This window comes from Paenibacillus sp. 276b (assembly GCF_900107875.1).
GTDB lineage: Bacteria > Bacillota > Bacilli > Paenibacillales > Paenibacillaceae > Paenibacillus > Paenibacillus marchantiae.
Genome location: NZ_FNRR01000008.1, coordinates 237,255 through 263,255, shown reverse-complemented (window position 1 = coordinate 263,255; position 26,001 = coordinate 237,255). Strand labels below are relative to the sequence as shown.

General features: G+C 37.7%; 20 protein-coding genes. All 20 read left to right on the top strand.

Annotation, left to right across the window (positions count from 1 at the left end):
* Window positions 1-426 precede the first annotated feature (426 nt).
* The 20 genes from BLV50_RS28260 (at window position 427) to BLV50_RS28155 (ending at window position 25,981) form a co-directional block, all read left to right on the top strand.
* Window positions 427-996: a hypothetical protein gene (locus BLV50_RS28260; RefSeq protein WP_090811272.1), complete on the top strand. Its 570-nt coding sequence runs from the start codon at window positions 427-429 to the stop codon at window positions 994-996.
* Between the two features lie 635 nt (window positions 997-1,631).
* Window positions 1,632-2,096, top strand: a complete 465-nt coding sequence (gene hfq / locus BLV50_RS28250) for an RNA chaperone Hfq (protein ID WP_090811268.1) — start codon at window positions 1,632-1,634, stop codon at window positions 2,094-2,096.
* Window positions 2,097-2,627: 531 nt separating this feature from the next.
* Window positions 2,628-3,344: a hypothetical protein gene (locus BLV50_RS28245; RefSeq protein ID WP_090811266.1), complete on the top strand. Its 717-nt coding sequence runs from the start codon at window positions 2,628-2,630 to the stop codon at window positions 3,342-3,344.
* Between the two features lie 94 nt (window positions 3,345-3,438).
* A complete protein-coding gene (locus tag BLV50_RS28240; RefSeq protein WP_090811264.1) occupies window positions 3,439-4,191 on the top strand; it encodes a hypothetical protein in 753 nt (250 codons plus the stop codon).
* Window positions 4,188-5,522: a DNA primase gene (gene dnaG, locus BLV50_RS28235; protein WP_090811262.1), complete on the top strand. Its 1,335-nt coding sequence runs from the start codon at window positions 4,188-4,190 to the stop codon at window positions 5,520-5,522. Before BLV50_RS28240 ends, dnaG begins: the two co-directional genes overlap by 4 nt.
* Before the next feature lie 142 nt (window positions 5,523-5,664).
* Window positions 5,665-6,738, top strand: coding sequence for an ATP-binding protein (locus BLV50_RS33855; RefSeq protein WP_090811260.1), 1,074 nt, complete (start codon window positions 5,665-5,667; stop codon window positions 6,736-6,738).
* Between the two features lie 63 nt (window positions 6,739-6,801).
* On the top strand, window positions 6,802-7,929 hold the full coding sequence (locus tag BLV50_RS33850; protein WP_090811258.1) for a toprim domain-containing protein: 1,128 nt from the start codon (window positions 6,802-6,804) through the stop codon (window positions 7,927-7,929).
* 260 nt (window positions 7,930-8,189) lie between these two features.
* Complete coding sequence (locus BLV50_RS28220; protein WP_090811256.1) at window positions 8,190-9,530, top strand: RES domain-containing protein; 1,341 nt, start codon at window positions 8,190-8,192, stop codon at window positions 9,528-9,530.
* 207 nt (window positions 9,531-9,737) lie between these two features.
* A complete protein-coding gene (locus tag BLV50_RS28215) occupies window positions 9,738-9,974 on the top strand; it encodes a hypothetical protein (RefSeq protein WP_090811255.1) in 237 nt (78 codons plus the stop codon).
* Window positions 9,975-10,031: 57 nt separating this feature from the next.
* Window positions 10,032-10,280, top strand: a complete 249-nt coding sequence (locus BLV50_RS28210; RefSeq protein ID WP_090811253.1) for a hypothetical protein — start codon at window positions 10,032-10,034, stop codon at window positions 10,278-10,280.
* Between the two features lie 339 nt (window positions 10,281-10,619).
* Window positions 10,620-10,961 carry a hypothetical protein gene (locus BLV50_RS28205; protein WP_177031284.1) on the top strand — a complete coding sequence of 114 codons (342 nt, stop codon included), beginning with the start codon at window positions 10,620-10,622 and terminating at the stop codon, window positions 10,959-10,961.
* 423 nt (window positions 10,962-11,384) lie between these two features.
* Window positions 11,385-16,541, top strand: coding sequence for a hypothetical protein (locus tag BLV50_RS28200; RefSeq protein ID WP_218135444.1), 5,157 nt, complete (start codon window positions 11,385-11,387; stop codon window positions 16,539-16,541).
* Window positions 16,542-16,699: 158 nt separating this feature from the next.
* Window positions 16,700-17,707: a stalk domain-containing protein gene (locus tag BLV50_RS28195; RefSeq protein WP_090811250.1), complete on the top strand. Its 1,008-nt coding sequence runs from the start codon at window positions 16,700-16,702 to the stop codon at window positions 17,705-17,707.
* A 235-nt stretch (window positions 17,708-17,942) separates the two neighbouring features.
* A complete protein-coding gene (locus tag BLV50_RS28190; protein ID WP_090811248.1) occupies window positions 17,943-18,515 on the top strand; it encodes a hypothetical protein in 573 nt (190 codons plus the stop codon).
* A gap of 779 nt (window positions 18,516-19,294) precedes the next feature.
* Window positions 19,295-20,464: a hypothetical protein gene (locus BLV50_RS28185; protein WP_090811246.1), complete on the top strand. Its 1,170-nt coding sequence runs from the start codon at window positions 19,295-19,297 to the stop codon at window positions 20,462-20,464.
* A 535-nt stretch (window positions 20,465-20,999) separates the two neighbouring features.
* Entirely contained in the window at window positions 21,000-22,193 is a 1,194-nt protein-coding gene (locus BLV50_RS28180) for a M50 family metallopeptidase (protein ID WP_090811244.1), read from the top strand.
* A 157-nt stretch (window positions 22,194-22,350) separates the two neighbouring features.
* The gene (locus BLV50_RS28175; RefSeq protein WP_090811242.1) at window positions 22,351-22,542 is read left to right on the top strand and encodes a hypothetical protein; all 192 of its coding nucleotides are present in this window, start codon (window positions 22,351-22,353) and stop codon (window positions 22,540-22,542) included.
* Between the two features lie 189 nt (window positions 22,543-22,731).
* Window positions 22,732-22,950, top strand: coding sequence for a hypothetical protein (locus tag BLV50_RS28170; RefSeq protein WP_090811241.1), 219 nt, complete (start codon window positions 22,732-22,734; stop codon window positions 22,948-22,950).
* Window positions 22,951-23,104: 154 nt separating this feature from the next.
* On the top strand, window positions 23,105-24,115 hold the full coding sequence (locus BLV50_RS28165; protein ID WP_090811240.1) for a hypothetical protein: 1,011 nt from the start codon (window positions 23,105-23,107) through the stop codon (window positions 24,113-24,115).
* A 414-nt stretch (window positions 24,116-24,529) separates the two neighbouring features.
* Complete coding sequence (locus tag BLV50_RS28155) at window positions 24,530-25,981, top strand: type IV secretory system conjugative DNA transfer family protein (RefSeq protein ID WP_090811236.1); 1,452 nt, start codon at window positions 24,530-24,532, stop codon at window positions 25,979-25,981.
* Window positions 25,982-26,001: the final 20 nt, after the last annotated feature.

Genomic DNA, 26,001 nt, shown 5'->3' with positions numbered 1-26,001 from the left:
TGCAGCCTTAGTTCAGAATACTCGTGAACTGTGGCTGTGTTATTTTATATGAAATCGTTAAAACGGGCTTCGTTCGTCAAGGTCAAAGACTTCTAAAAATGTAAATCATGATTTACATTATATTGAGTGAATGCTATACTTTGTTTAATAATTACAAGATGAGAACCAGAAAGGGGTGAAGAACTTGGAAAGCAAAAGAGCAATTAAAATGAGATCTTACTTTTTAGGAACGTTCCTTAGCTTAGCCCAACTCGTGTTGCTTTTTATAGTTTCGTATGGCTTTCTGAATATTTTTAATGTTTCATTTCAGATGGAGATTTCCTTAGATTGGTGGGTCTTGGTTGGAATCATTGTGGTTTGTATAATACACCTCGTCAGTCACATATATATCTTCAGCAAAACATCTTAACATTATAGGGAGGTCATATGTTGACCAACGTGAGTAGTCCGAACGAATTTAAAACTCCTCCACTCTATATTAATCAATCTCAACCAAGTGGATATAAACTAAATTTCTCTCAACTCTATATCTCAGATTGGATTATGATCGCGGAGCAACTAATTGAACTGTATTATGGTTACTTACATGACTATAGTGCCGATCCATCACCCTTGAAAGGTGAGCATAATGATTATCTAGAAAAGTATGGTTTCAAGCAAAAAGAGATGAATATTCATCTTCTAGCAAATGAGATAGAATATTGGGGTAAAGTATGGGGGCTTCTCAATGAAGTAGTTCCTATTAAAAGAGACCCTATTCAACTTATCAATTCTTTTGACATTCTGTTTATGATAAAAGGGTTAACTACGCTATCGAAGCGTGCAAATCAGGATTCTTACTATACTCAATTTTGTAACACTGGATTGAATAACATTGATCTTTTTTTCAATTCAACCCCAGACCTCAAAGCTAAATTGCGACACCTCACTAAAGGACATAACAATCTAATGAGTAATACATATCTCTATGGGTACAATTATTCTTCAATTACATAGTATGAGACCCACATAGGGTGGGGTAAATTCTAACGTTTATTCCAAACTTCTTTATTGATAAATTTACGTGATAAGCGTTTTGAAGCGGATTCAAATGAACAACGAGATTCTTGAATTACGCAAAAAATTGACTATAGCCTATCATTATTTGATCTTGGACATGTATATAAAGAAGACGGCTCTCCAGAAAAATCACTCAAAAATTAAATTGCAAAGGGCTTATCAACTGAAGGAGACACTCTAATCAGCTTTAAAAAGTTATGAGGTGAAATAGTTGCTAGGGTTAGGACCAGCAATTGGATATATTGTGATTGGATCAGCTCTGTATCGCTTCAGAAAGAGACTAGGATTGGTTCCGCATGCAGATGGTGAATGGATAGGCTTCTCTTTTTATTGGGGAGGATGGTTTGCATTGCTGTGGAGCATTCTTTCCTGGGTATTAGAGTTTCCAGCACCTTTGAGTTGGTTGGGAATTGTCGCTGCTATCTATTGGTGTAGTTTCCGAGGTCTAAAAGTTGCTAACCAGCTAATAAAATCAAATTAATCTTAAATGTGTGACATTATTCAGTGGCACAATCGTGTAGCACAAAGGATTGTCCAAATATTTATTAAATATTCGTAAACGGAGTGATCCCATGAGTAGAATGAGTATCCAAGATCTTTTTTTAAATCAATGTCGGAAAGAGAAGGCTGAAGTTACATTGTTCTTATCAATCGGAGTGCCCATGAAAGGGAAAATTGTTCATTTCGATCTACATTCTCTAACCATTGACTTGGAAAAACAAAATCAACAAGCCCTCATCTACAAGCACGCTATTTTATCAATTCAACCTAAGATCTCCTTATCAATAACCTCTTCACAGAAATTGAACATGGACCTGAAACAGAATGAAATGTTATCACACTGTGTAACGAATAAAATACATGTAGTACTATATTTAATGAATGGAAAAAAGTTTGAAGGAACCATTTCCCACTTTGATACATATACAGCTATCTTAAATCTAGTAGATCGTAAACAAATCCTTCTATTTAAACATGGAATATCGACAATAGTTCCAAAGGATAAAATTCATCTATCACCGGCCAAACCAAAGTGATTCAATCTAAAATAAATAGAAAAAAAACATATTTCCTGAGGTTTACAAATTCTTCTGTCTTCAGTATTATGAATATATAATTATTCGCTCGTTGCTTTTCTCATCATTCAAAATCTGTGTGTGGACATGTATAATCATGAAGACATGAAGATGATTTTGTACAGGACTCATGTGTAGCAATCTTACCATGTGGAATTTGAGGGAAGTGGTTGTTATCTTGCGTCAGTGGGATGAAAACAACTAATGAGAAATTTTGAGAGGAAAGCTACCAAACTCAGTTTGTTCAGTGAGGTGTTTTCCATGAGATACTTCTTATTCAAAACTGTACGCTAATTTTTTTAAAAATATACTCTTCCTTAATTGGAATCTCCAAAAGAACGTATCTTCATTGATACGTTCTTTTTTTTTTATATATTTATTTCCATTTCTCATTTCGTTAACAAAGACTGAGTTGTGTTTCCTAAAATACGATCTAAGATATACATACGTAGTAGTTAGAATCGAAAAAAAACGTAATCCAGGAGGATAATTATGAAAAAAGTATATACTAACACAATGTTGCTGTTCTTCTCTGTTTTATTGTTGACTGGTTGCATGAGCTCAACAATTGAGTCTGAGATAGAATATTCGAATTTGCAGCTCGGAGTAATTTCGGATATTCAAAAGGACATGCGCGAGAATAATCTAACAGATCTGCCGGCTGAACTTACCGAAATGAAAAGCGAAATACAAGCTGATCTCCTACTGACAACTGAAACAGATAATGTTCAATTACCTGCAGATCTGGTGAAAGAGATTGATAAAATCTCGAATCTGAAATTTATATCGGAAACACAACGGCTTGAAGGTTTAGCCGGTCAATCCCATGGTGCATCTGTTTATGCATTAGATAAACTGAACAATGAGATTGAATCCAGTTATAAGCATATCTACTCGGAAAAAATCGAGAGAGAATTTGTAACAATGACTGCGCTTGAAGCGAAGGTACCTGCTTCTCAAGAGAAAGATCTTGATAACCTGGCTGAAAAGAAAATGCTTTTAGCAAGTACTGAAGAGAAGTTAGAAATGTGGGCACAATTGCAACGTCGAGATGGACTAGATCCAGCGCCCACCTTACAGAACGCTTATGTAGTGATCAAGACGGCAGTGGTACAGTTAGATGCTGCAGAAGTTAAAGTAAAAGATGCCGGAAGATCGATCAATCATTACGTAAAACTCACGAGTGAGATTTTAGAGGAGACCAAATAGTCTCGTAACTCTTAATTCTATAGATTTTAAAAAAAGGGCAGAGGTGCACTACACCTACTGCCTTTTACTATTTAATGAAGGAGATTAACAAAAAATGAATATTCTCAATATGCCATTATCTAAAGAAAATGTAATTTCTAGTGCAAATACAAAAGGTGAGTTAGTCGTGATTGTGTCAGTAACCTTGCCTGATATCCTCGCTAGAAATGAAGCCGATTTAAACGCTTTTCTAGCCAAGAAGGTTACTAACGCTCGTAATTTTGGTGTGGATGCATACAAAGTTGCAGGTGTCATAGCCAATCATATTTTAATACAAGTCTCTGGCAACGTTAATGCAATCCCAGATTCATTCAACCAATTGCATATGCTTGAACTGGAGACGTTATTTAAAAGGTCTGGACGCGACGATGAACAGTCTCCTGTGAAATGGCGTGTCGGACTATTGTCAAACTTAAATGAAGCCATGTTGGAGGGGTCTAGTTGTTTAGGAAATGCAGATAATCAATTAACATCTAAACAAGTGAAATTTATAGAAGACTATTGTACACAAAGGAATATAGATTTCGACATACAAAATATTGATGGAGATATTTATCTGATCTTTGATGGTAGAAATCCGATAACTTCATTTCATTTAGATTCGTTCCTAAGTACATTTGAACACTACATTGATAGAGAGTTTGCTCTAGGAGACCAGATGTACGTGGTGAAAAGCCTAACGTCGATGAATAAATTCCCCGCGGTTGTACTTGAACCGATTGGTGGAGGCCAAATTGTTCTTTATACCCTAGACGAATTTCTTAAACAGCTTAGGCTCAATGATAATGATGGAGGAGATACGATATGACCAATCTCTCGGGAACCAAAGAAATGTGTAGAGATTTTGCTACTAAAGCTAAAGTTAAAATTGATATCGTTACTGTGGTCCAAGATTATCTGATACTGAGACAGTGTGGCCATATCTATAATAGTTTGTGTCCCTTTCATGTACCTACAAGTCCATCACTCCAGGTAGATCAGAGGAATCAAAGATTCCGCTGTGTAGAATGTGGAGCAGCCGGTGACTATTATGATTTCTTGCTAAATATTCAACAGCTCAATAATCCGGATTATTCCTGTGTAGATGCAATCAAAGAGATCCAGACCGTGTACATTGGCCATAACTATAGTCACTTACTGCGTAAAACCTCAGATAGGTATCATGAGGTAGAGGAGATCTATTCCGCTCATCAGTTTCTCGCTGATCTTTATCACAATTTTCTGTTTAGCGAGGATGGTAGACAAGCAAGAAAGTATCTAGCAAATAGGAGTATCAATCTTGAAGCTATAAAAGAATTTAACATCGGGTTTGCTCCTGATATTCCGGGGTTTGCAACTCAGCAACTGAAGGCAGCTGGATATAACATGGAGCTTATGGTTGAAGGAGGATTAGTTGGACGCAATGATCATACGGGAAATTATTATGATTATTTTCGTTCAAGAATAATGTTCCCTATCCATAACATCAATCAAAGGGTTGTTGCATTTGGTGGAAGGGCTCTTTCCGATCGCGTTAAACCCAAATACCTTAATAGTAAAGAGACTCCTATTTTTATAAAAGGTGAACACCTATATAACCTAAGTAGAGCGGCTGGTCAGATCAACGAAGATAATCAGACATTTTATATCTTTGAAGGTTATCTTGATGTGATCGCTGCATGGCAAGGAGGCTGCTTAACAGGTGTGGCTCCTTTAGGAACTTCGCTAACGGGCTTTCAGTCGCGATTGTTAACAGAGTACTCGAACCAGATCAGTATCTGTTACGACGGAGACCAGCCGGGGCAAAAGGCCACATTGAAGGCCATCCGGACTCTACAAAGTTATGGGTTTGGTGTCAGTGTTACGGTTATGCCTGATGGACTTGATCCAGATGAGTTCATTAAGAAATTCGGTGCCGAAGCTTTTCAGATGTACCTTCAAAAGAATGAATTGAGTGTCACAGAATATTATTGTTTTCATAATCGTATCTATTTTAGGCCAGACGAGCCAAGTACTTTTAAGATAATGTTAGATCAAATTATGAAAGCTTTAACGTCGACTCCGAAGGGTCCTGGCGAACCAGATGAATCAATTTTGGAGGATCAATTCAACACATCTTTAAAGCAGTGCATGAGGAACTATTATATTCCAATTAATTAAATGTGCTTCAATACAAAGCTAGAAAGTATCCCGAATGGGGCCTTTTAGTTTTTTTTATTCTAATAAAATCTTGGCTAAGTTGTGATTTTCAAAAACAGATATATGATGCATGTGCAAACATACCATAAGGAGAGACAAAACAATGCAATTAATTAGAGAAGACTGGAAGCTGTTTAGAAACATCGATACACTTTGTCAGAAAGCAGGAGTTCACAGAGAGTTTATACCAAAGTTAGTAGTGAAAGAACTGGTGGATAATGCGCTTGATGCCACTGGTGATTGTGAACTGGAATTGGTAGATAACCACAGCTTTAGAGTTACCGATAATGGATCAGGTATTGATCCGGACTGGCTGGAGGATTACTTCTCAATTAATCGTCCAATGATCTCATCTAAACTTCTACGCTTACCAACGCGGGGCGCTTTAGGAAATGGACTACGTGTAGTAACTGGAGCCGTAATTTCTACAAATGGGTACCTCACTGTCACTACTCGAGGTCAAACATTTAAAATTATTCCTCAAGATGATGGAACAAGTATTAAACAATTTCTATATTACAACAACGATTATAAAGGTACTTCTATTCTAGTAACTCTGGGGCTCTCGATAACCAAAAGTACTTTGTCTTGGGGAAAGATGGCTATTCAATTTTCCAAGAATAGCGAAGTTTTCGAAGGGAAGTCATCTCCTTACTGGTATACTTCTGAAGCATTTTTTGAATTGGTGAATGCGGCAAACATGCCAATCAATGAATTTGTAAGTTTATTTGTGGCGGGACCGATTAAGGCGAAGAAGTTGATTACTGATCTCACTAATGAACTTGAATTTTCTATGTTAGGTACAGCCGATCTGTCGTTTGACGAGTCGGATCAACTGCTTACCTTCTTGAGAAGCAAAATAAGAAAGTCGTTACCTAGAAACTTGGGTGCTGTGAACAAAAATTTTGTAAATACAATGTATCATAAGACCAATGGTTCATTTATTTTAGAAACTGTTCGTGGAGAACACGATGCAGAAATTCCGATAGTTATTGAAGCTTGGGTTAAATATGACACTGATCAGGATGATGAGAGTCAAAAACAATCAAGTATCAGTGTGCTTGTAAATAAATCTCCTGTTACTGCTGATATGAAAACTTCAACTAAACAAGCAAGCACCACAATATGGGGTGGTGGATTATACATTGATCTTAGATCAAGACCAACGGATTTTTAAGTAAGTATAATAACCCCCTATCAACCGATAAAGTCCGATGGAAAAGAGCCGGATTTTCGTCCGATGCATAATGAAATAGAGCTTGCTTTGAAAAAAGCAACAGCAAAAGTGAAAAAATTCAACCAAAATATGTCCTCCGGAGGACGGAATGAGCGTGAAATCATTATTCAGAATTTACCGAATGCTATTGATAAAACAAGTGGTGACGGTGAATTCATTTTTAGCCAAAGACAGTTATATTACGCGATACGTCCTTTCGTAATGGAAGCCTTTGGTGGTAAACAATTGAATTATAATTATTTCTGTCAGGTTATTACTGATTATGAGGCTGATTATGGAGAGATCGAAGGAATGTATAGAGATCCACGCGGAACGTTGTATCATCCTCATACAGGTGAAGAAATCCCACTAGGTACTATTGCAGTTCAGAAATACAACAGGCCTACGTGGACGTTCAATAAGATCATCTTCATCGAGAAGGAAGGATACTTTGCTAGCCTTCGGGATGTTGGATTTCCAGAGAAATATGACTGTGCCCTATTGTCCTCTAAGGGATATGCTTCCAGAGCAGTAAAGGATTTATTCGACCTGCTTGGTGAAACGGATGAAGAAATTCAATTCTTTTGTGTTCATGATGCTGATGCAGCGGGAACCAAGATCTTTGAAACACTTCAGGAAGCGACCAGCGCAAGACCTGGGCGAAGAGTCCGAGTTATTAATCTGGGACTAGAACCTGAGGAGGCGCTGGAATTAGATCTTCAGGTGGAAACATTCGAAAATAAGAGAAGTAGACCTGTTGCTGACTATGTCCCTTATGAATGGGAGAGATGGCTGCAGTCTCATCGTGTAGAATTGAATGCAATGACGACTCCAGAATTTATACAGTGGCTCGAAGATAAGATGGAGGATCATGGTGTGGGAAAAGTTATTCCTGGAGAGAAGATTCTTTCTAGTGAAATGGAAAGTAATGCAGAAGACTTCGTTCGAGCGCAAGTGGCTAAAAAGATACTTGAACAGAGCCTTTATGAAGAACAAGTATCATTGGAGTTAGATAGAATCAAAGATGATTTAGACTTGGCTAAATTGCATATTAGGGAAACAGTCAAGGAAAAACTCGAGAGTAACCCCCATTCTTTGTGGAGTCTTCCGGTTAGACAAATAGTTCAAGACATTATAAATAGTAAAGATTGATAAGTATATATTTTTACGAAAAACCTTCCTTTTTTGGAAGGTTTTTTTATTTTATAACATCTTGAAAAGCTAGTTCCTAAACATAGTGATACTAACCACATAGAATTAAACCTCAAGATTTTTTGATGTTATTGACAAGAAATGAAAATTTAATTACAATAAAGTCTAAATAATATACTCACTTTGATATTAACAATAATTTATCATTTAACTAAACTCTAACTAAAAGTGCCCAAAATAAAGAGAGAAGAGGTGACTAGATGCGTAAACATATATACATTGGATTTCTTAAAGATCAATTAGAGGATGAAGATACTCCTCTCAGTGAGTTAGTCGAAACTGCTAAGGTGTTGTACGAGATCACACTCCCTCGACCACCCATAAAAAAGTATATGGACAGCCTTTATTTACAAGGTACCCCTATAAATACTACGGTGCAGGAAGATCTATCAGATGTGCGTTGTATTAAATTCGTCTTATTTTGGGCGGAAGAAGTTGCACCTATCCTTGGTTTATTGAATGGGACCGGTAAATTGCCTTTTAGTCGAGATGTCAAAGAAAATTTTGAAGAGTTTATTGAAACTAAACTTAAAGGCTTTATGGAAGAATTAGGGGAGATCGGTAGGGGGATAATTGATATTAGAGATATCAAAAATATTCAAAGTAATTGTACAGATTTTCAGAATGCGATTGAAGCATATCTTAACGGTTCTCCTGAAGCAGCGTTCATGGAGTTTAAGAAAGGTATGGAACGCATAGAGAGTTTAGATATAGAGCCAATAACCAAAGGTTGGGGTTCAGCGGATAAATTCTTTTTCAAAATGAGGGTCGGAAATTCTAATCAATTGTTTACTCCACGCAAAATGTTTCATATACCGTTTGAAAATAGAGGTTGGGTAAAAACGAATCGTTACAGTATACCTGGTCTACCTTGCTTATACCTAGGATCTACTCCTTTAACTTGCTGGGAAGAAATTGGGAAACCCGATCTTAATACAACACATACGTCACTTTTTTTTCCATCAGAAAATCTTAGATATTATGATATTTCGTTGGCTCCAAGCGCAATGGCAGACTTATTTCAAAATAATGTAACTTCATTCTTTGGGCATCAAGGGTTTGATATATTTCTCAAACAGATTAGAGATTACTTAATCATGTGGCCGTTGATTGCTTGTTGTTCGGTTAAAGTTTTACACACGGAGGACTACTTTAAGCCTGAATATATTATCTCTCAGCTACTCTTGCAATGGATTCAAAAATCAAAAAAGTATGATGGAGTGAGTTATTTTTCTACAAAAGTCAATAATTATACGCATAAGAATAACCCTCTTTACCGTAATTTCGCTTTCCCAGTTAAGTCGAATAAAAAAGAAGGTTACTGTGAAGGTCTCGAAGAAAAATTTCGATATATTTCGTCTGCTGCGCCGTGGCAAGTCTTCCAATTGTATAAAGATAAGCAAGTAACTTTGCCTGGAGAATGGGAAATACCTATAGAATTAATGCCTGGTCTGCCTGTACGCTACAATTCTTCTGAATTCGGCAGATTAGAGACATTTTTAATCTCAACCATGGATGCAGACGTTAACAAACGAGAGTGATCAAAAACACTAAAGCCTTCATTATCTGTGAAGGTTTTTTTCCTATATACAGAAATGTAATTTTTCGATGACATAAATATACCCAAAAGGGTACCATAATATACCCGATAAGGTACTTACAGATCTTATAGTCAATTAGGTATGATTATATATGTGAACGGCACTGAACGGGAATGCCGAAATACATGGAAAAGTGGAGGGATTTAATTGTTTAAGAAAATGAAGTATTGGATGAAAAATGAAACATCCGCATCACAAACAACAGAAACTGGTATGCTGATGTTGGGCGGTATCGCCATTGCAGTCGGATTGGGTTGGTTGGTTTCTCAGTACATGCGTGATTCGGGTAACACAGTACTGACAAATATGGACTCCGTAGCTTCCGGCGGTATTGATCCAGATTCCAATCCATCAGGCACACCGGACGGCTGGGTTCGTCAGTAATCTTTTTTTAACCGGGACATTTCATAATTTGACATAATATAATGGAGGTTAGTAGCAATGAATGGTTACATGGTGAGGAAAGTACAACGTTGGATGAGAAATGAGACATCCGCATCACAAACAACAGAAACAGGTATGCTGATGTTAGGGGGGATCGCGATTGCAGTCGGTCTGGGTTGGCTGGTATCACAATACATGCGTGATTCAGGTAACACAGTATTGACGAATATGGATTCTGTAGCCTCCGGCGGCATTGATCCAGATTCCAATCCATCAGGTACACCGGACGGCTGGGTCCGTCAGTAACATGAAATGAGCACCTTCTTGTACATCGAGAGGGTGCTTTTTTTACGAGATAAATAAATGAACGAGACGGTCGACTAAGTAATTTTCATGAGAAGTTTTTAAAGGATTTCAATCCTGACTTTAGTGTTAATGAATTCTTTGGAGTATTTTGTATCTACTCAATAAGTCTGCTGGGGATGAATCAACTTAGGGCAAGGGATAGCTTTTAGGCTATCCCAACTGTCCTATATGAATGGACGCCATTGTTGTCGTTTTTGGATTAAATGATACAGTGTAGCCATGCGACAAGAATGCATACTAATACGATTAAGAAATAAAGGACAAGAAAGAGGTGAAACCATGCAGATGATAACCATTCAAATACGTATAATTCCTGCTCATCCGTCTGTACTCGTGGATATGGGCAATGAGTACATTCGGACGGTCAATGAGCTGATCCAGCAAGCTGAAGCGTCGGGTACGTTTCCGAAGCTAACCTCGAAGACCGTTCAAGCCAATCTACCCTCTGCCGTAAAGAATCAACTCATCCGAGACGCGAGAAGTATATTTCAGAGGTCCAAGAAGGATAAAAAACGTCCTATTCTCAAAAAGCGGGTGTATTACGTCAATAATCAAAACTATACCATTGGAGACCATCACGTTTCTTTCCCTGTGGTCATAGATGGTTACACTCCAGCTTGAAACAAACAAAACAAGCGAGCGTATCTCATTTAGTAAACAATATATAATTGAGAATTAATAATGACTGAGAAAAGCCAATCGTTCTTACGATTGGCTTTTCTTGTTCAATGATAGCTAAGATTTGTAGCTGTAATAATAAGGAATAGTTTTATATTTCGAAACTCAACCTCGTTATCTTTAGCGCACCACATGCCACTCTCGCTAACCCCTTATTAAAAGGTTATAACTACGTCTTCTACCAAAATAAGTAGTTTTATTCAAGCACTCTTTTCATAGCAAGCAATATTGTACCTCTTTGGGTAAGAAAATGTACCCGAAAGGGTACCTACAAAAGAATTACAAAGGAGTATCATTAATATCGATGATTATATTAATGATGGAGAGTGAAAAAGCATGAGGAAAGTAAGAGCCTTTAAGAGTGTTATGGCATCAGTATTAGGTGTGTCAATGCTGATCAGTCCTTTCTTGTATCCGGAAAAGACAAGTGCAGATTCAGCAAAAACAGTTGATGTAGTTACCGGATATTACACTACATTTGTAAAAGCTAATGATGCTAATTGGTATGGGACCGGGGATAACTCGTTCTATCAGTTGGCTGCAGATGAGCGAACAGATGTGAAGCACTTTGTTAAGTCTGGTTTAGATGATGTGATTGATATCTCAACTGGTCAGAACGTTACATTAGTAGCGAAAAGTGACGGTCACGTTTTGGCTTGGGGGCAGGCGTTAGGAAGTTATCGTTTAGGGATTCCATCTCGAACAGACGATGTAAAAGTACCTACAGTCGTCGAAGGAATCTCGGATGTAAAGAAGGTAGCTGCGGGAGCACAATATTCACTTGCCCTGAAGAATGATGGGACGGTTTGGATTTGGGGAACAATTGGTACAGACGCGGATTCGTATGTTCCCCGAAAAGTAGAAGGTTTGACTAATGTCACTCAGATTGAAGCCGGATATAAGACTGCATATGCGATAACAAGCGATGGTAGTCTATGGGCTTGGGGAAACAACAGTTTTGGTCAAATCGGGGATGGTGATACAACCATTACACGAAAAACACCAGTTAAAGTGTTGTCTAATGTAAAAAAAGTAGTTAGTACAGAGTTTACTACCCTTGCACTTAAAAACGATGGAACGGCATGGGGTTGGGGAAGAACTTCTCACGGTTCTACAGGTTATGGAAATGCAAAAATAGGTGGTACCGTAATTGAGAATACATACTCGGCTCATAAATATGGTACTTTGGATGATGGTTATGATGCTCAGATAAACGACATTGTTGATATTGCTTTGGGTTTCCGAGCATCACTTATTGTTCGGGCAGATGGAACTGTATGGGGAGCTGGAACGAATTCATCTGGAGAACTTGGATTGCCTAGTGTTACGTCTACAAATCCAAGACCAGTTAAAGTTAACAATTTAACAAATGTTTCAAACATCTTTATGGGTGCGTCTCATGCTCTTGCCATTGACTCTAATGGAGATACTTGGGGATGGGGAGATAGTTCTAAGGGTCAGCTTGGTTTTTCAAAGACAGGAATTAACCAACAAGCAGCACTATTGAATATCACAAACACACCTCTTATGGGCCCGGAAATTATATCTTCAGGGATTCAACAGAATGAAATGAAAATTACTATAAAGAATCCATCCTATGTCCTTCCACTTATTCTTGAATATCGATTAAATGATGGAGAATGGATCATTATCAATTCAGGTTCCAGCATCAATATCAAAGAGAATGGCCTACTAGAAGCAAAAGTTACGGATACTTTAGGTCAAAGTAAAACAAGTACTTATCAAGTAAAAGGACTTAACGTAAAGCCTTCTAAACCTTTACTTGAATCACAATTTACAAACAACGAAATGAATGTAAAATTTAGCAGTCCAAAATCCGCTGATACGCTAAAACTTGAATACCGTTTTAAAGGCGGAGCATGGAATACTGTAATATCGGGATCGACGATTGCTTTTAAGGATAATGGATTAATCGAAGCAAGAGTAACAAATGAGTCAAATCTCTCTTCTGATGTAGCCGAACTGGCCATCAACTCTATTGATACATCGATTCCAGGCAGCCCAACATTTACAGTGAATAATGATAGTGATCGTGATGGAAGTGTCGTTATCATAATTAATTATTCTAGTGATGCAACGATCAAAGAATACAAAAATAGTACAGATTCAACGTGGACCACATACACGACAACGGGCGGTCTATATTACACGAGTGATCGAATTATCGAGGCACGTGCAAAGAATAAATTTGGTGTCACATCACCAGTATCAACATATGCTATCGATTATCTACAAAAGGAAAAAAACAATTCAATTGGTTATAACAAAGTGTATGTTGCCGAAGTCATGAAAGATCAAGCAAATTTAGATGAAGCAAGAGCAGTAGTTAAGGGTCTTATCCCCCTGGATGAGCACTATCGCATCGACTTCGAGAGACGCTTAGATGCTCTTCAAGACCTTATTAATCAGAAAGATCCTGCTTACCAACAAAAAGTACAACTGGCGACAGAGGCTGTCATTAAAGCTGAGAAATCTCTGGTTCAGGCTGATTTGGATGCAGCTCGATTGTTGGTTAATCCACTAAAAGGAAATGATAAAATCAATCTGACTACACGTTTGGATGCTGTCCAAACATTGATTGATGCAGAAGTAGTTTATGTAAAACAATTAAAAGAGGCTACTGATGCAGTTGTTAAAGCAGAAGGATCTAAATTACAAGTTGATGTGAATGCAGCAAGAACTTTAGTACAATCCTTGCGTATTGTAGATAAATCTTCACTTTCGGTCCGATTGGACATTATACAAAACTATATTGATGAAGAAACAAGTTATATTAGACAATTGAATCAAGCGGTTATTGCTGTTGAGAAAGCAGAAGGGACTAAATTACAAATCGATGTGAATGCAGCAAGATCGCTAGTAGCAGGTTTGCGTGATACAGATCAAACTGCACTTACTGCCCGTCTCGATATTGTCCAATCTGATATTGATGCATCCGAGGGCGGTTACACCAAACAAGTGGAAGAAGCTATCGCAGCTGTTGTTAAAGCAGAGACATCCAAGACACAGCAATACGTAGATAGTGCTAAAACTCTGGTACAAGCACTACGTGCTTCGGATCAAACAGCTCTAATGAATCGTTTGAATGCAGTGCAAAATTGGATTGATTCTGAGGCATTGTATATCGAACAATTGAATAAAGCGACAGAAGCTGTAGTTAAAGCAGAAACATCCAAGACACAAACAGATGTTAACGCTGCAAGAAATTTGGTTAAAGCTCTTCGTGAAAGTGATAAATTATTGCTTAACGGACGTCTAGACCTGGTGCAAGTATTAATTGATTCAGATTCAAATTATACAAAACAAGTTGAAGCAGCGACCACTGCTGTAGTTAAAGCAGAGTCAACCAAATCCCAAACAGACCTTGATACAGCGAGAGACTTGGTTAGCAAACTCAAAGATAAAGATCAAGAAAGTCTCAACGATCGCCTTGATGCACTGCAAGATATTTTGAACGATGCATACGATCAAAAGTTAAAGGATGCTACGGCCGCTGTTGAAAAAGCCGAAAAATCGTTATCTCAATCGGATGTGACTGTTGCAAGAGCTTTAATTAAAGATCTCAACACTTATGATAAGGCTTTGCTTGGATCACGTCTGGATGTTGTCCAGGATCTAATTGATTCAAATCAAAACTATCAAGATAGACTAGATGCAGCTATACTGGCAGTGAAGAAAGCGGAAACGTCTGTGAATCAGGATGATTTGGACGATGCGCGTGAACTTGTTAATATACTGAATCCGGATGACCAAACTGATCTACATCTCCGGTTAGATGCACTGCAAGTTAAAATTGATGAGCGAGATGCATACCTGAATTTACTTGCTGAAGCATCGAACTCTGTTAGAATCGCAGAACTTTCCAGAGATCAGGCGGATGTAGATGCTGCTCGAACTCAGGTGGCTCAGTTGAAAAATGAAGATCAGCAAAAATTGAACTTGCGATTGGACAGTGTTCAATCCATTATTGACCTCAATCGTAATCTGCAGCCAGCAAAGGAAGCAGTCTTCCATGCAGAGACAACTCAAACGCAAGTGGATGTAGATAAAGCGAAAGAATTGGTAGAAAAGCTTAGAGAAGGTGCTTGGAAAACTTACCTGCTTGATATTTTGAATGAGCTCCAATCAACAATTACTGATGTTGGTAAGAGTGTAAGTCAGTTTGATGCAGCTAAGACAAAATTGTCTGATGCAGAATTAAGTAAGAAACAAGCAGATCTGACCAAAGCGAAATCAGCAATTGACGCTTTGCCGGCAAGTAATCTGAAAAATGAACTTACCGAGCGGTTTACTAAGGTGCAAGCAGAAGTGAATTTGACGAAGGCTGTGCAAAATGCGAGCTTGGCTGTTACACGAGCTACAAGCGCAAAAACGTTGGAATCTTATAACGCTGCAATTGCATTAGTAAATCCACTTCCAGAATCATCGAAATCTGATTTAGTTACTAAACTTGAAACACTCAAGTTAAAAATTGATAGTGCTCGATCAGAAGAAACAGAGGTTCTTAATGCCGAAACACTAGTCGAATTTGCTGAAAGTAGTCTGCTTGAAAACGACTATGAACAAGCAGCTTTAGCAGTTAGTCAACTGAAAACAAGTTCAAGTAAAACAAAACTGAATAAAAGAATTACCGTGTTAAAAAATGGCTTGATCAAAGAAAACCTGGTATTAACCAAATTTGAAGTGACCGCACAGACTAAGAATACGAACACCCTGACATGGACTAAAGTAGATGGAGCAACTGGATACAAACTTGAACGTATGCTCAATGGGGTTGTAATCAAGACGTTTACATTGACCACTCAGAAATCTTATAAAGACGTAGGATTGGAACTGAACACTGAGTACACTTACAGACTCACCCCTAAGGCCGGTTCAATTTTAGGGGAGGCTAAACAAATTATTGCACCTAAATTTACTGTAGAATTACCAGCAGCACCTAGTCTGGTAGAGGCATTTGTTGATGAAGATGGAATCTTACATGTAACAGGTACAGGACAGGGAACTAATCCACTATACTTTGTAGTTCAAAATGAAAAGGGAATTCAACAAACAAGAGCTGGAATTATTGATGGTGAAGAAAAAGCTTATATCTTTAACACTGCCGGTGTCTACACAGTGAAAATTGAAGCCTACAACACATCCAGCAAAGTTTCTTCTTATTCTGAGACGAAAAGTGTAACTGTAACTGCTTCTATGGTTGAGCCACCAACTGCCGAAGATGCTATTTATTCTGTGAAAACAGAAGGCGAATATATTGTATTTAATGCATCTGTAGCGAACAATGTGGACGGGGCAGCACAAAAATTCACATTCGAAATTCGAGATCCAGATGATAAGCGTATAAATTATGGAACAGGTAAGCTGGTTGAGGATCGAATTGTATATACATTTAAACGAAATGTTAGTACTGCCGGTCCTGGAACTTATACTTTAATCATTAAAGGTAAGAGAGGTTCTACTTTCGGTACGCCTTCAACGTTTGAATTGCAAGTTCAATAATTTTCTATTGAGAGAAGTACTCTAATTATAAGAGTACTTCTTTCTTTTTTTGTAAACGAACGAAATCAAAGTTGTAATTCATGATTTACACTATAGGGGGGATCAAGTAAAATGAGAGTAGCGATTGTTTAGGAGAATCAATCATCAGGAGGATAATAATGAATATGAGAAAAATAGGATTAATGATTACCTTGGTATCTGCTTTAATAACGACCACTGCATGTTCCGCTCAAGATATAAAGGAGCAATTAATTAAGAATGATCCACCTATAAAGGTGTTGATTGGTGGTAAAACGTATGATTTTAAAGATTCAAAACCATTTAAAGTAGGAGAAACCACCATGGTGCCAGTGAGAAAAATATTAGAGCCTCTTGGGGCATCACTAGAGTACAATGACTTGACAATGGATGCACTAATTAAGGTAGAAGGAAAACAAATTATAATTCATACCGGTTCAGGTATTGAAAAGAACGATGGCTCCAATTATGTGCTCGTTGACGGAGAACGGAAGGATATGGGGGCGCCAGCTCTTCTAATCAATAAGGAGACCTTTGTACCTGTTTCCTTCGTTGAAACGATCGGTGGGGCAGTAGAGTGGGTTTCAATGGGACAAACCGTCAATATGAGTCTTCCACAGAACGTCAACTTCAACACAAACATTTATACGCGGATTTTTTTAAATGATGGTTGGAAGATCCCCGGTAATAGTGGCATTAAATTATCCTGGGGAACGAAGTACATTGGAGAAGTGAATTTGACGAATGACTTACCCCATGGCCAAGGCACTTTGTATTCTTTTAAATTAAATCTGCTCTATAGTGGCCAATGGAAAAATGGCCTTCCGGATGGTGAAGGTATGATTAGTATTTCTGAAGCAGACAGAGTCGTACTGAAAGGGAATTTCGAATCCGGAGTACTAATTAAAGGCGCACTAACTCGGTCCGATTCTACTTTTTATGAAGGTGATTTTGGGCAACAGAGACTGAATGAGGGGAAACTGAAACTACCTGATAAATTAGTGTTCAAGGGCCGTTTCTCTGAAGATCAAAAATCTGCAGTTGGGATGATTTATAACGCATCAGGTCAAGTAATATATAAGGGTAAAGTATCATTTGATGGGGTCTTAATTATAAACCAGTTCTCTTATCAGAAGATATCTGGGTAGCATCAGCAGGAACTTCTCCCTTTTTCGTGTAACTTTTAGTTGGTTGTTTGCGAGAAGGGGGGATGAACTGTATGTGAGAAGACCATTACAAGCCATAAACCTACGCAGTATATAAATACCGCGTAGGTTTATTATAATTCAAACAACCAGAAAAAGGGTCATCATACACCTCCTGTACCCTAATATCAATCCCAAATTTAGATCAATATAGAATACTGAAGTGAGGTTAAGCCCAATGAATATATATGCGACAACTAGTCTACTACTTGTGATAATTCTACTGAGTGGATGTACTGTAAAGGGACCGTTATCTAAGTTTGCAGAAGGGCAGAGCATTCAGACACTATCTGAACAGGAACCAATTGTAAAAGAACAGGTAACCACCTCAAAGGATGAAGAGATCCAAGAAGAAACACATGCGCCACAGGTAACCCTCAAAACTTTAGATGAGATCGGCATTGAAGTGGCCACTTTTCTCAGAAATGTCGATTACACGAAAGAAAAGCCATTTTCTACTCCTAAACTGAAGTACCTTTCACCGGGAATGCTTGCTCAGTTAGATAAAGATAAGAATCATCAGATCCAGATTGCCACCTTGAAAAAGAGAAAAATTGAAGTGCAAAACCTAAAGGTTATTAAATCATCTGTCAACATAGAAGATGCTACAGCTTCAATTCGAATTCGTGGATCTGAAAAGGGAACAGAACTAGGGAAAGATTTTAAACGTGGTCTTCAAATTTCAGTAAGTTTTTTTAGAGAAAGTACAGAACAATGGGTAGTATCTGATATTGTGTTTACGAACTTTTGACAGATTTCTGAGACTCCCCTTAGTGGATCAGGTAGCAATACTATCGAACCGAGATAAGATCTTATACCTAAATTGGAAGCATAGTTTAAGCAAATGGAAAACTGTGGGTTAAGTCGCAACCCAATGACCGCCAGGCGAGGAGGAAGAAGAAGAATGTAAACAGGAAAATATATTCATGTATATCTTGAAGTACAAATGCTAGACTGTTATAATTGATTTCAAGAGAAATGAGTACATTTTCAATGTTTCACTTATTTCACTAATATGCATTTGTATAGCAAAAATCCCCTTTGCTGTAACAAAGAGGATTCTGCATGCATACATAGTATGAAGTTATGTCTTAATTATACAATTACAATAGACTTATTTCAACTTCATGTATAGCATTCCAGAGGCTATATTAGCTGCGTTAAATAATACTTTGCTTAGCATGCATACTCTACTTCTTAGAACTAATCCTTTCTGTGGATAGGACTTGTCAGATGTGGATCTAGCGACAATCAGTCATCTTTTCTTTGGATAATGACGACCGCTGCACATGCTATTTAGCGCGTGCGGCTTTTTATATTAAATAAAAAAATACATAAAAAAAACCCGACCTAATTCTAAAGAGGATGAGTTTTGAGCGACCACCTCATTTAGAATTCCACTGGCAGGTTTTTGTAAGGAAACGAATTTAATTGTGATTATTATATCATATTTTTTTCAATTATCCAAGCAAAAGCTTTATTTTATTACGCCAAATAAAAGGTTCGGGGTACAAAAGGAGCCCGACAAATTTGAAACATTCTATAGAACTATTTAAAGCTGCAAATACCACGTACGACACCCCAAATAAGATACAGTTTAAATTGTTGTTAGGCTCTGTTGCTGCATACAATGGAGAAATTCCCCTCACTCGTAATGAGATTAAAGATCGACTTTCCATATCTATTTCTGCCCTGAAGCGTATCCTGGCCGAGTCAAAATATACCGGTGAAATCTACGAGAAAGACGGTAGGTTATTTGTTAATCCTACAACTGTGATTGATTTCAACGCTGAAACATCCAACTCTTATGTTAAACACTTTAAATTTCTGTCTACAACAGAATTTAAAGAAGAAGATCGTCGCGTTCAACGATTCGTTTTAGACATGCTATGCCAACATGTATATCTAAAAGATAGAAAATATGTAACGTACCTTAAAAACCTAATCACTTCCGGATCGCGTGAGTTTGGAACATTTAATATCCGGACTGTAGGTGAGATGAAACAAATTATTGAAAAAGCAGGGAAGTACCTGGATCTGCAGCTCGAGTGTCGGAATACGAAAGACTGGTTAGTTATTGTTCATGGTTTAAAGCCGGAGTATGAAATATTAGGCTCGTATGATAGTGAAGGAGCTATGCTTTGGGTTTCACAAAAGTTGTACGCTGCCGGGTTTGTGGTTGAAGTAATCGAAAAAAGCGTTAAGAACCAGTTGGCTAAAGTAATGGAATACTATTATTCTCAACTCGGATATGAATTGGCTTATAAAGTATTTGTGGGTGCGCTTGATGATCTATTGTATTCCTCTGCTTTCCACTCCATGGTATACGCTAATATAGACAACGATAAACAACTTAATGAGATTTCAGCTTACTTCCGCCATGTAGCGGAAGCATCCGAGCGTTTTGTCGCTCTAGGTCTTGCTTTAGATTATGAAAAACTAAACAATATCATTGACGATGTTACTCGTATTGCAGTTGATGAGGGCAGTGAACCTTCTACTATACAAGAATTACAGCAAGCCAAGATATTGAAAGACTCTCTAAAATTAAAAATCTCTGCATTTGAAACACTTTGGATCAACAATCACCAAAAGGGGAATCACTATCTGTTCGATCATCAAAAAGATAACCAGGTAGCCCTTCGTTATATGAAGGATTTACAAAGTCTGTTGTATGAATATTGGGTAGTATCCAAATGATTACGTGTAAATTAAATACAATCGATTAACGCCATCATTTAATTTAAAAATAACTCTTAGTTTTCCCAAATTTCAAAATGTGTACCTGGTGAATCTCTTTTTATGCCTAAAGAGGTTGTGGATAACGAGAAATATGATGTGCAAAATAATTTTAGTTATCTTTATAAAGAAGAATTCCTTCTTGAGTGATATTCTAGCCATCCAGATGCTGAGTTAGAGCCTATTTATTCTGATAAGCTCTTTTTGGATATGCAGTATTTTGACGTAGTAAAGGATAGTTTACTTTGTGAATTAAAATGCGGTGTCCGCCTTAAAACCATGTGTATCAAGGACTTGAACGCATTCTATTTTACGCCTAATGGTATTGATCTATTGTATTAATCTATTATATTAAGTTATGGAGTTAATTATGGTATTCGTTAATTAATTGAGATATCATCTCCAAATACCCTCCTCCACAAAAATAATATTAACCTTATAAATTCTCTTTCAAAATTCAAAGAATCGTTTCAGTCAACTATTGGGAGGAACACGAATGCTTTTTGCAGTTTGTTCAGTCATCATTATTTTCATGGTTCTAGTCTTTACACATGAGTTCGGCCATTTATTCGCTGCTAAGTATAACAACGTGAACTGCCCTGAGTTTTCTGTGGGAATGGGACCAAAACTATTCTCGATCAAAGTAAATAAAACGGCATATAATTTTAGACTGTTTCCGATTGGTGGATATGTCCGGATGGCGGGAGACGATGAAACCTACTACCTAGTAGAGAGGGATATGTACATCATCGTGGAAGGTGAGAAGATATTATCTATTGAGGAAAATGAGGTCCTTAATAGCACCTATGTAACCATAAAATCAATCGATTATATCCATAGAAAACTCACTTATAGTATAAATGATAAAATATGTAGTCTGCTGCTTCATGAGGATGCTTATGTATTGTTAAAATCCAAGAAAAAAATTTACATTTCTCCATATGACTCAATGTTAGCTAGTAAGAAACCATTACAAAAATCTGCTATTCTCTTAGCTGGACCTTTTGCCAATATTGCCATGGCTCTCATCATACTTTTTAGTGTCAATCTTATTCATGGGGTACCCCGTTCAGAGTTATTCATTGGTACAGTTAATTCAAGTACAAGTACTCTCAAGCCAGGTGATCAGATTATCTCTATTGATAAAAAAAAGGTGGAGAACTGGAATGAGCTGAATTTTATTCTAAATTCTAGTTCAGATACAAATCGAAAAATCGTTATCCGCAGAGGTGAGGAATACCTGAATGTTCAGGTAAAGAATTCGATCACGTTGTCTCCAATGAAAAGCAGGAACATCAGCAGTGTTCTTACCTCTACGTACCAGGATACATTACATTATTCTACTATTCTGATTAAAGGATTAAGAGATATCCTTACTGGAGAAGAGTCTTTAAAGAATCTTTCCGGACCTGCCGGTGTCATGAAACAAACCTATGATATTGCTAATACTTCAACATTTCATAATCTCATCATCTGGGCAGCCATCATGAATTTAAATGTAGCCATCTTTAACTTGTTGCCGATACCGGCGTTAGATGGCGGGAGATTACTCGTAATCATTATCGGAGTAATCCGAAGAAAGCAAATAGCTCCAGAGAAAGAAGGATTGATTCATTTGCTTGGTTTTACTTTCATGATCGGCCTGACAATCCTTGCTACGTGGAATGATTTGGTCAAATTCTTTCACTAAACTTCAACTGAATTTGTCATTATTTAAATCTACTATATGCTACATCTATGGAATTTGTTCTAGACAATCCTTTCGAAGGGGAGATGAATGAGACGTTATAAAAAATATTTAGTAAATAGCATGATATATCAAAGAAAAGAAAGAAGTGTATTTTCAAATGAACAAAAATCAATTAATAGTAATTAAATGGCTGTCCAATACTGGACAAAATTTTTTATCTGACATTGTTGAACTGGAGGGCGCTTTTGATTGTGTTCCAGGAGATGTGGCTGAAGCCTTTGCCTCGCTTTCAGACAGGGAAAAGATCGAAGTGATCCAAAAGGCTGCAAATAATTTACTTTATCAGTAATACAGGAACAACAATAGCTGACAATCTTAAACTAATGAAGGACTGGTGATAACATTGAATATTACTTTATGCGTAAATAACAATAAACCAACTGAGATCCAACGGATGGTACTAACAACCCCCGAAGTTTTCCAAACGACACGTAACGAGTACCAACCTGTTCCTGAATCGTTGGTGGCTACGGTCCATATGGATCAGCATCAATCGAAAGAAGAGGCTGAAAAAATTGCTGTTGTAATGGCCGCAGCTCCTGAGCTTTACCATGCCTTAAGAACTCTCCATAACTTATTGGATTTTTCTTCTTCAGATCCCTTGGAGACATTTAGTGGATTATCGGAGGTTGAAATCAGCCGTGCATTTAGTATCAGTAAAGATGCATTAGATAAAGCATCAGCATTCTCTAATTAATTTATAGCTGGTTAATGAGTACCGACCCGCGCATGTTTAAGTTTCTTGGGCTCACTGCCAACTATTTAAGTTGGAGATGAGATTAAGTTCTCATCAAATATAATACGGAGATCAGCACTTCTGATGTTATCATATCATCAGAAGGAGACTGGTTATGGAAATCTTAGATAATCTAAATCATTATAAAATTGTTTTTTCTCAAGAAAGTGTCCTAATCGGAAATTTAAAAAGCTTACAAGTTGATTTTAAGTTGATTAATGGGCGTTTTACGACTTTAAAAGTTACGATAGATCGTAGTCTTAAAAAAGTACCTTATATTGTTGCTCCGAAAAACTTATCGAAGGACGTTGTTCAAGAGATCGGCTTGCAAGAATGGATCGTTGAACAATATACAGGATTGCAAGATCGATTAGTTAAACCGGTGCTGCAGTATTTTATTGAAGGAGAATGGACTCTTCTCTGTTGTTTTCCATATGGCGACTTATCCAGTGCTCGCATTCAGATAAGAAATATGACTGAAGAACTTCAGAATGTACCATTGAAACCTGATCTAGCGATCTATGGGGATATGTCATATCTATTCAAGAATGATCCGGCCAACGTAGCTCAAATTGAGTTTTACACGTTTAATGAGTTCATTAGCTACAATGAATTATCTAATGAAACAGATAACGGTACACACTATGCTCAGTTTTATCGAAGATTACGTACTATTTCTCAAGTAGCGATTGCACATAAGGTCAGTCCGACCTTTGTACGAAAAAATGGTCAACCTTTATTCTTCGAGAAAGAGCACTTCGTTGAGCGCGTTCAAATATCAAAACGCACATACCTGGGTTCCGAATTTGACAACAAATATGTTATCCTTTGCAGCTTTCATTCTCATGATGTTCATCAGACTCAACATGCTGATGTTGTACTTTACAGTATAATAAGCGATGGATATATGTTTGAACAGTATATGGTTTACTTGAATCCAGAGATTACATACATTCCCATCGCGGAAGTTAACGCTGATCTAATCGATCATTTTAAGACAATTTTAGATCTACAAAAATACGAAATACGGTTATCCTTTAAAATAAATTCTTTTCAGGCCTCTAGAGAGACCGGCACATATCTTCTACCTCAGATTTTGAACCAATCTGGCAGGGGGGTCCTCTAGATGCAAAACAGAAAAGGAACTCTAGAAAGGATGTTCTTATATTTCAAGAACGTCTCAGCTTATTTCGTTACAGTAATCTTATGCTGCATATTGTTTGGCCTTCAGATTCCATGGGTATCCATGATTCTACTCGGGATCGTGCTCATAGTGTGTATTGAGTTGCACCAGCTTATTAAACGTATCAAACTTAAAAGAATAAAAGAACGGCCACACAAAGAAGACTCTCAGTGATCCAATGGGAGTCTTCTTCTTTTGCATCCAGACTACCATTTCAAATCAATGTAAGGTACAATCCAATTAAGTGTAAATCATAAAATACACCAAACTACCCCAATAAGGCGTTTGGAGAGACTCTCAGGATCTTACCTGAAGTTTCTTCAAACGCCTTTTCTATTGAAATTAGGAGGAGAAACCATGTCTTCAGCTGCAGCTACAGTTAACAATCGAGGTACCGCCAGTTTAATGGACCATAGAGCATTAAGACCGGTGATGGGAAAAGGAGGATTTATCCTCGGAAAGAATGTAAGGATGTCTAAAAAACTCTCATATGAACATCTTGCATTAATCGGACCGACTGGATCTGGTAAATCTAGTACATTCTTTATACCCAATCTTCTAGAGTTAGATGAGGAGGTTTCTGCGGTGGTCACTGATCCCAAAGGTGAATTGTATTGGAAAACAGGTCCCGAACTACGGAGACGTGGATTCGATACCATCCGGTTATCTCCTTTTGAAAATCACTTCCCAGGGTACAACCCGTTATCTGTGGCCAAGGATTACGCAGAAATTAAAGAGATTGCACAACTCATACTAATGAATGGCGGACTTGCATTTGAGATCCAAGGAAAGAGCGGCGGGGATTCTACATGGCTTAACATGTCGCTACCGCTATTAGTGGCAGCATTCCTCTATGTGAAATATAGAAATCCGGAATGCCCTAGAATTGGTGATGCCATGGATATCATCCTCTTTATGGACATGGAGGAGATGGAGGCACTATTCAATGATTACAAATTAGCAAGACGAGAGTATGCGCTGTTCAAACAAGCAGCCGGTTCAGATAAAATCTTAGCTAGTATTAAGGTAACGATCGCTACAAACATGCAATTGTTTATGGATGACCGAGTAGTCCACTTTGCACAACGAAATGATATACAGCCCAAACATTTACGATATGGATTAAACAATGACAATAAAAAACCCGTTGTCCTGTTTGTTTCAGTACCTGAAACGAAATCCCTTTACGCTGCTCCGCTCATGGCTGTACTCTATCAGCAACTACTCCAGCGGCTGCAAGATATTACAGATGGATTCCCCGTCCTTTTCTTTTTAGATGAGTTTGCCAACTTGGGTATCATTCCGATTATTGATACGGTTGCTGCTACAGCACGTTCCAGACGCATGGGGTTAGCTTTAGGCATCCAAGGTATTGAACAACTAAGTCAAAAATACGGAGAAGACAAGGCTGCCAATCTCTTAAATAACCTGAAGACTAAGATATTCCTTTCGGGCCTATCCCAAGTGTCTTGCGAGTACGCCTCTTGGTTCTGTGGAACCTCAACTATAAAAATAGAAACCATTTCTACAGCTTTTCTTGCTATGATACCAGACAAAAAAACGATAACATCAGCTGAACGAGATGCAGTCACATCGGATGAAGTGAGACGTCTTGACCCAAGAAAGGCACTCGTTATTTCAGACTATCTGAATGCAGCAACCGTAGATAAAATCTTCTATTATGAAGATGACAAATATACCAAGAGAGTACGTGAAGGAGACCCCGATTTTTCTACTGAGTTTGAGGATCTTAGAGTTCTTTATGGGATTTCCGAAGATGAAAAATTTGATGCTGATCCATTCAATTAAACTCATAAAGACTAGGTGAA

What these genes read in the sequence shown, in the direction of transcription:
- BLV50_RS28190 (WP_090811248.1), top strand. Translation starts at nt 17,943, where the DNA reads ATGAATATATATGCGACAACTAGTCTACTACTTGTGATAATTCTACTG.
- BLV50_RS28260 (WP_090811272.1), top strand. Translation starts at nt 427, where the DNA reads ATGTTGACCAACGTGAGTAGTCCGAACGAATTTAAAACTCCTCCACTC.
- BLV50_RS28220 (WP_090811256.1), top strand. Translation starts at nt 8,190, where the DNA reads ATGCGTAAACATATATACATTGGATTTCTTAAAGATCAATTAGAGGAT.
- BLV50_RS28200 (WP_218135444.1), top strand. Translation starts at nt 11,385, where the DNA reads ATGGCATCAGTATTAGGTGTGTCAATGCTGATCAGTCCTTTCTTGTAT.
- BLV50_RS33855 (WP_090811260.1), top strand. Translation starts at nt 5,665, where the DNA reads ATGCAATTAATTAGAGAAGACTGGAAGCTGTTTAGAAACATCGATACA.
- BLV50_RS28195 (WP_090811250.1), top strand. Translation starts at nt 16,700, where the DNA reads ATGAATATGAGAAAAATAGGATTAATGATTACCTTGGTATCTGCTTTA.
- BLV50_RS33850 (WP_090811258.1), top strand. Translation starts at nt 6,802, where the DNA reads ATGCATAATGAAATAGAGCTTGCTTTGAAAAAAGCAACAGCAAAAGTG.
- BLV50_RS28180 (WP_090811244.1), top strand. Translation starts at nt 21,000, where the DNA reads ATGCTTTTTGCAGTTTGTTCAGTCATCATTATTTTCATGGTTCTAGTC.
- hfq (WP_090811268.1), top strand. Translation starts at nt 1,632, where the DNA reads ATGAGTAGAATGAGTATCCAAGATCTTTTTTTAAATCAATGTCGGAAA.
- BLV50_RS28240 (WP_090811264.1), top strand. Translation starts at nt 3,439, where the DNA reads ATGAATATTCTCAATATGCCATTATCTAAAGAAAATGTAATTTCTAGT.
- BLV50_RS28165 (WP_090811240.1), top strand. Translation starts at nt 23,105, where the DNA reads ATGGAAATCTTAGATAATCTAAATCATTATAAAATTGTTTTTTCTCAA.
- BLV50_RS28175 (WP_090811242.1), top strand. Translation starts at nt 22,351, where the DNA reads ATGAACAAAAATCAATTAATAGTAATTAAATGGCTGTCCAATACTGGA.
- BLV50_RS28205 (WP_177031284.1), top strand. Translation starts at nt 10,620, where the DNA reads ATGCAGATGATAACCATTCAAATACGTATAATTCCTGCTCATCCGTCT.
- BLV50_RS28245 (WP_090811266.1), top strand. Translation starts at nt 2,628, where the DNA reads ATGAAAAAAGTATATACTAACACAATGTTGCTGTTCTTCTCTGTTTTA.
- BLV50_RS28155 (WP_090811236.1), top strand. Translation starts at nt 24,530, where the DNA reads ATGTCTTCAGCTGCAGCTACAGTTAACAATCGAGGTACCGCCAGTTTA.
- BLV50_RS28210 (WP_090811253.1), top strand. Translation starts at nt 10,032, where the DNA reads ATGAATGGTTACATGGTGAGGAAAGTACAACGTTGGATGAGAAATGAG.
- BLV50_RS28170 (WP_090811241.1), top strand. Translation starts at nt 22,732, where the DNA reads ATGGATCAGCATCAATCGAAAGAAGAGGCTGAAAAAATTGCTGTTGTA.
- dnaG (WP_090811262.1), top strand. Translation starts at nt 4,188, where the DNA reads ATGACCAATCTCTCGGGAACCAAAGAAATGTGTAGAGATTTTGCTACT.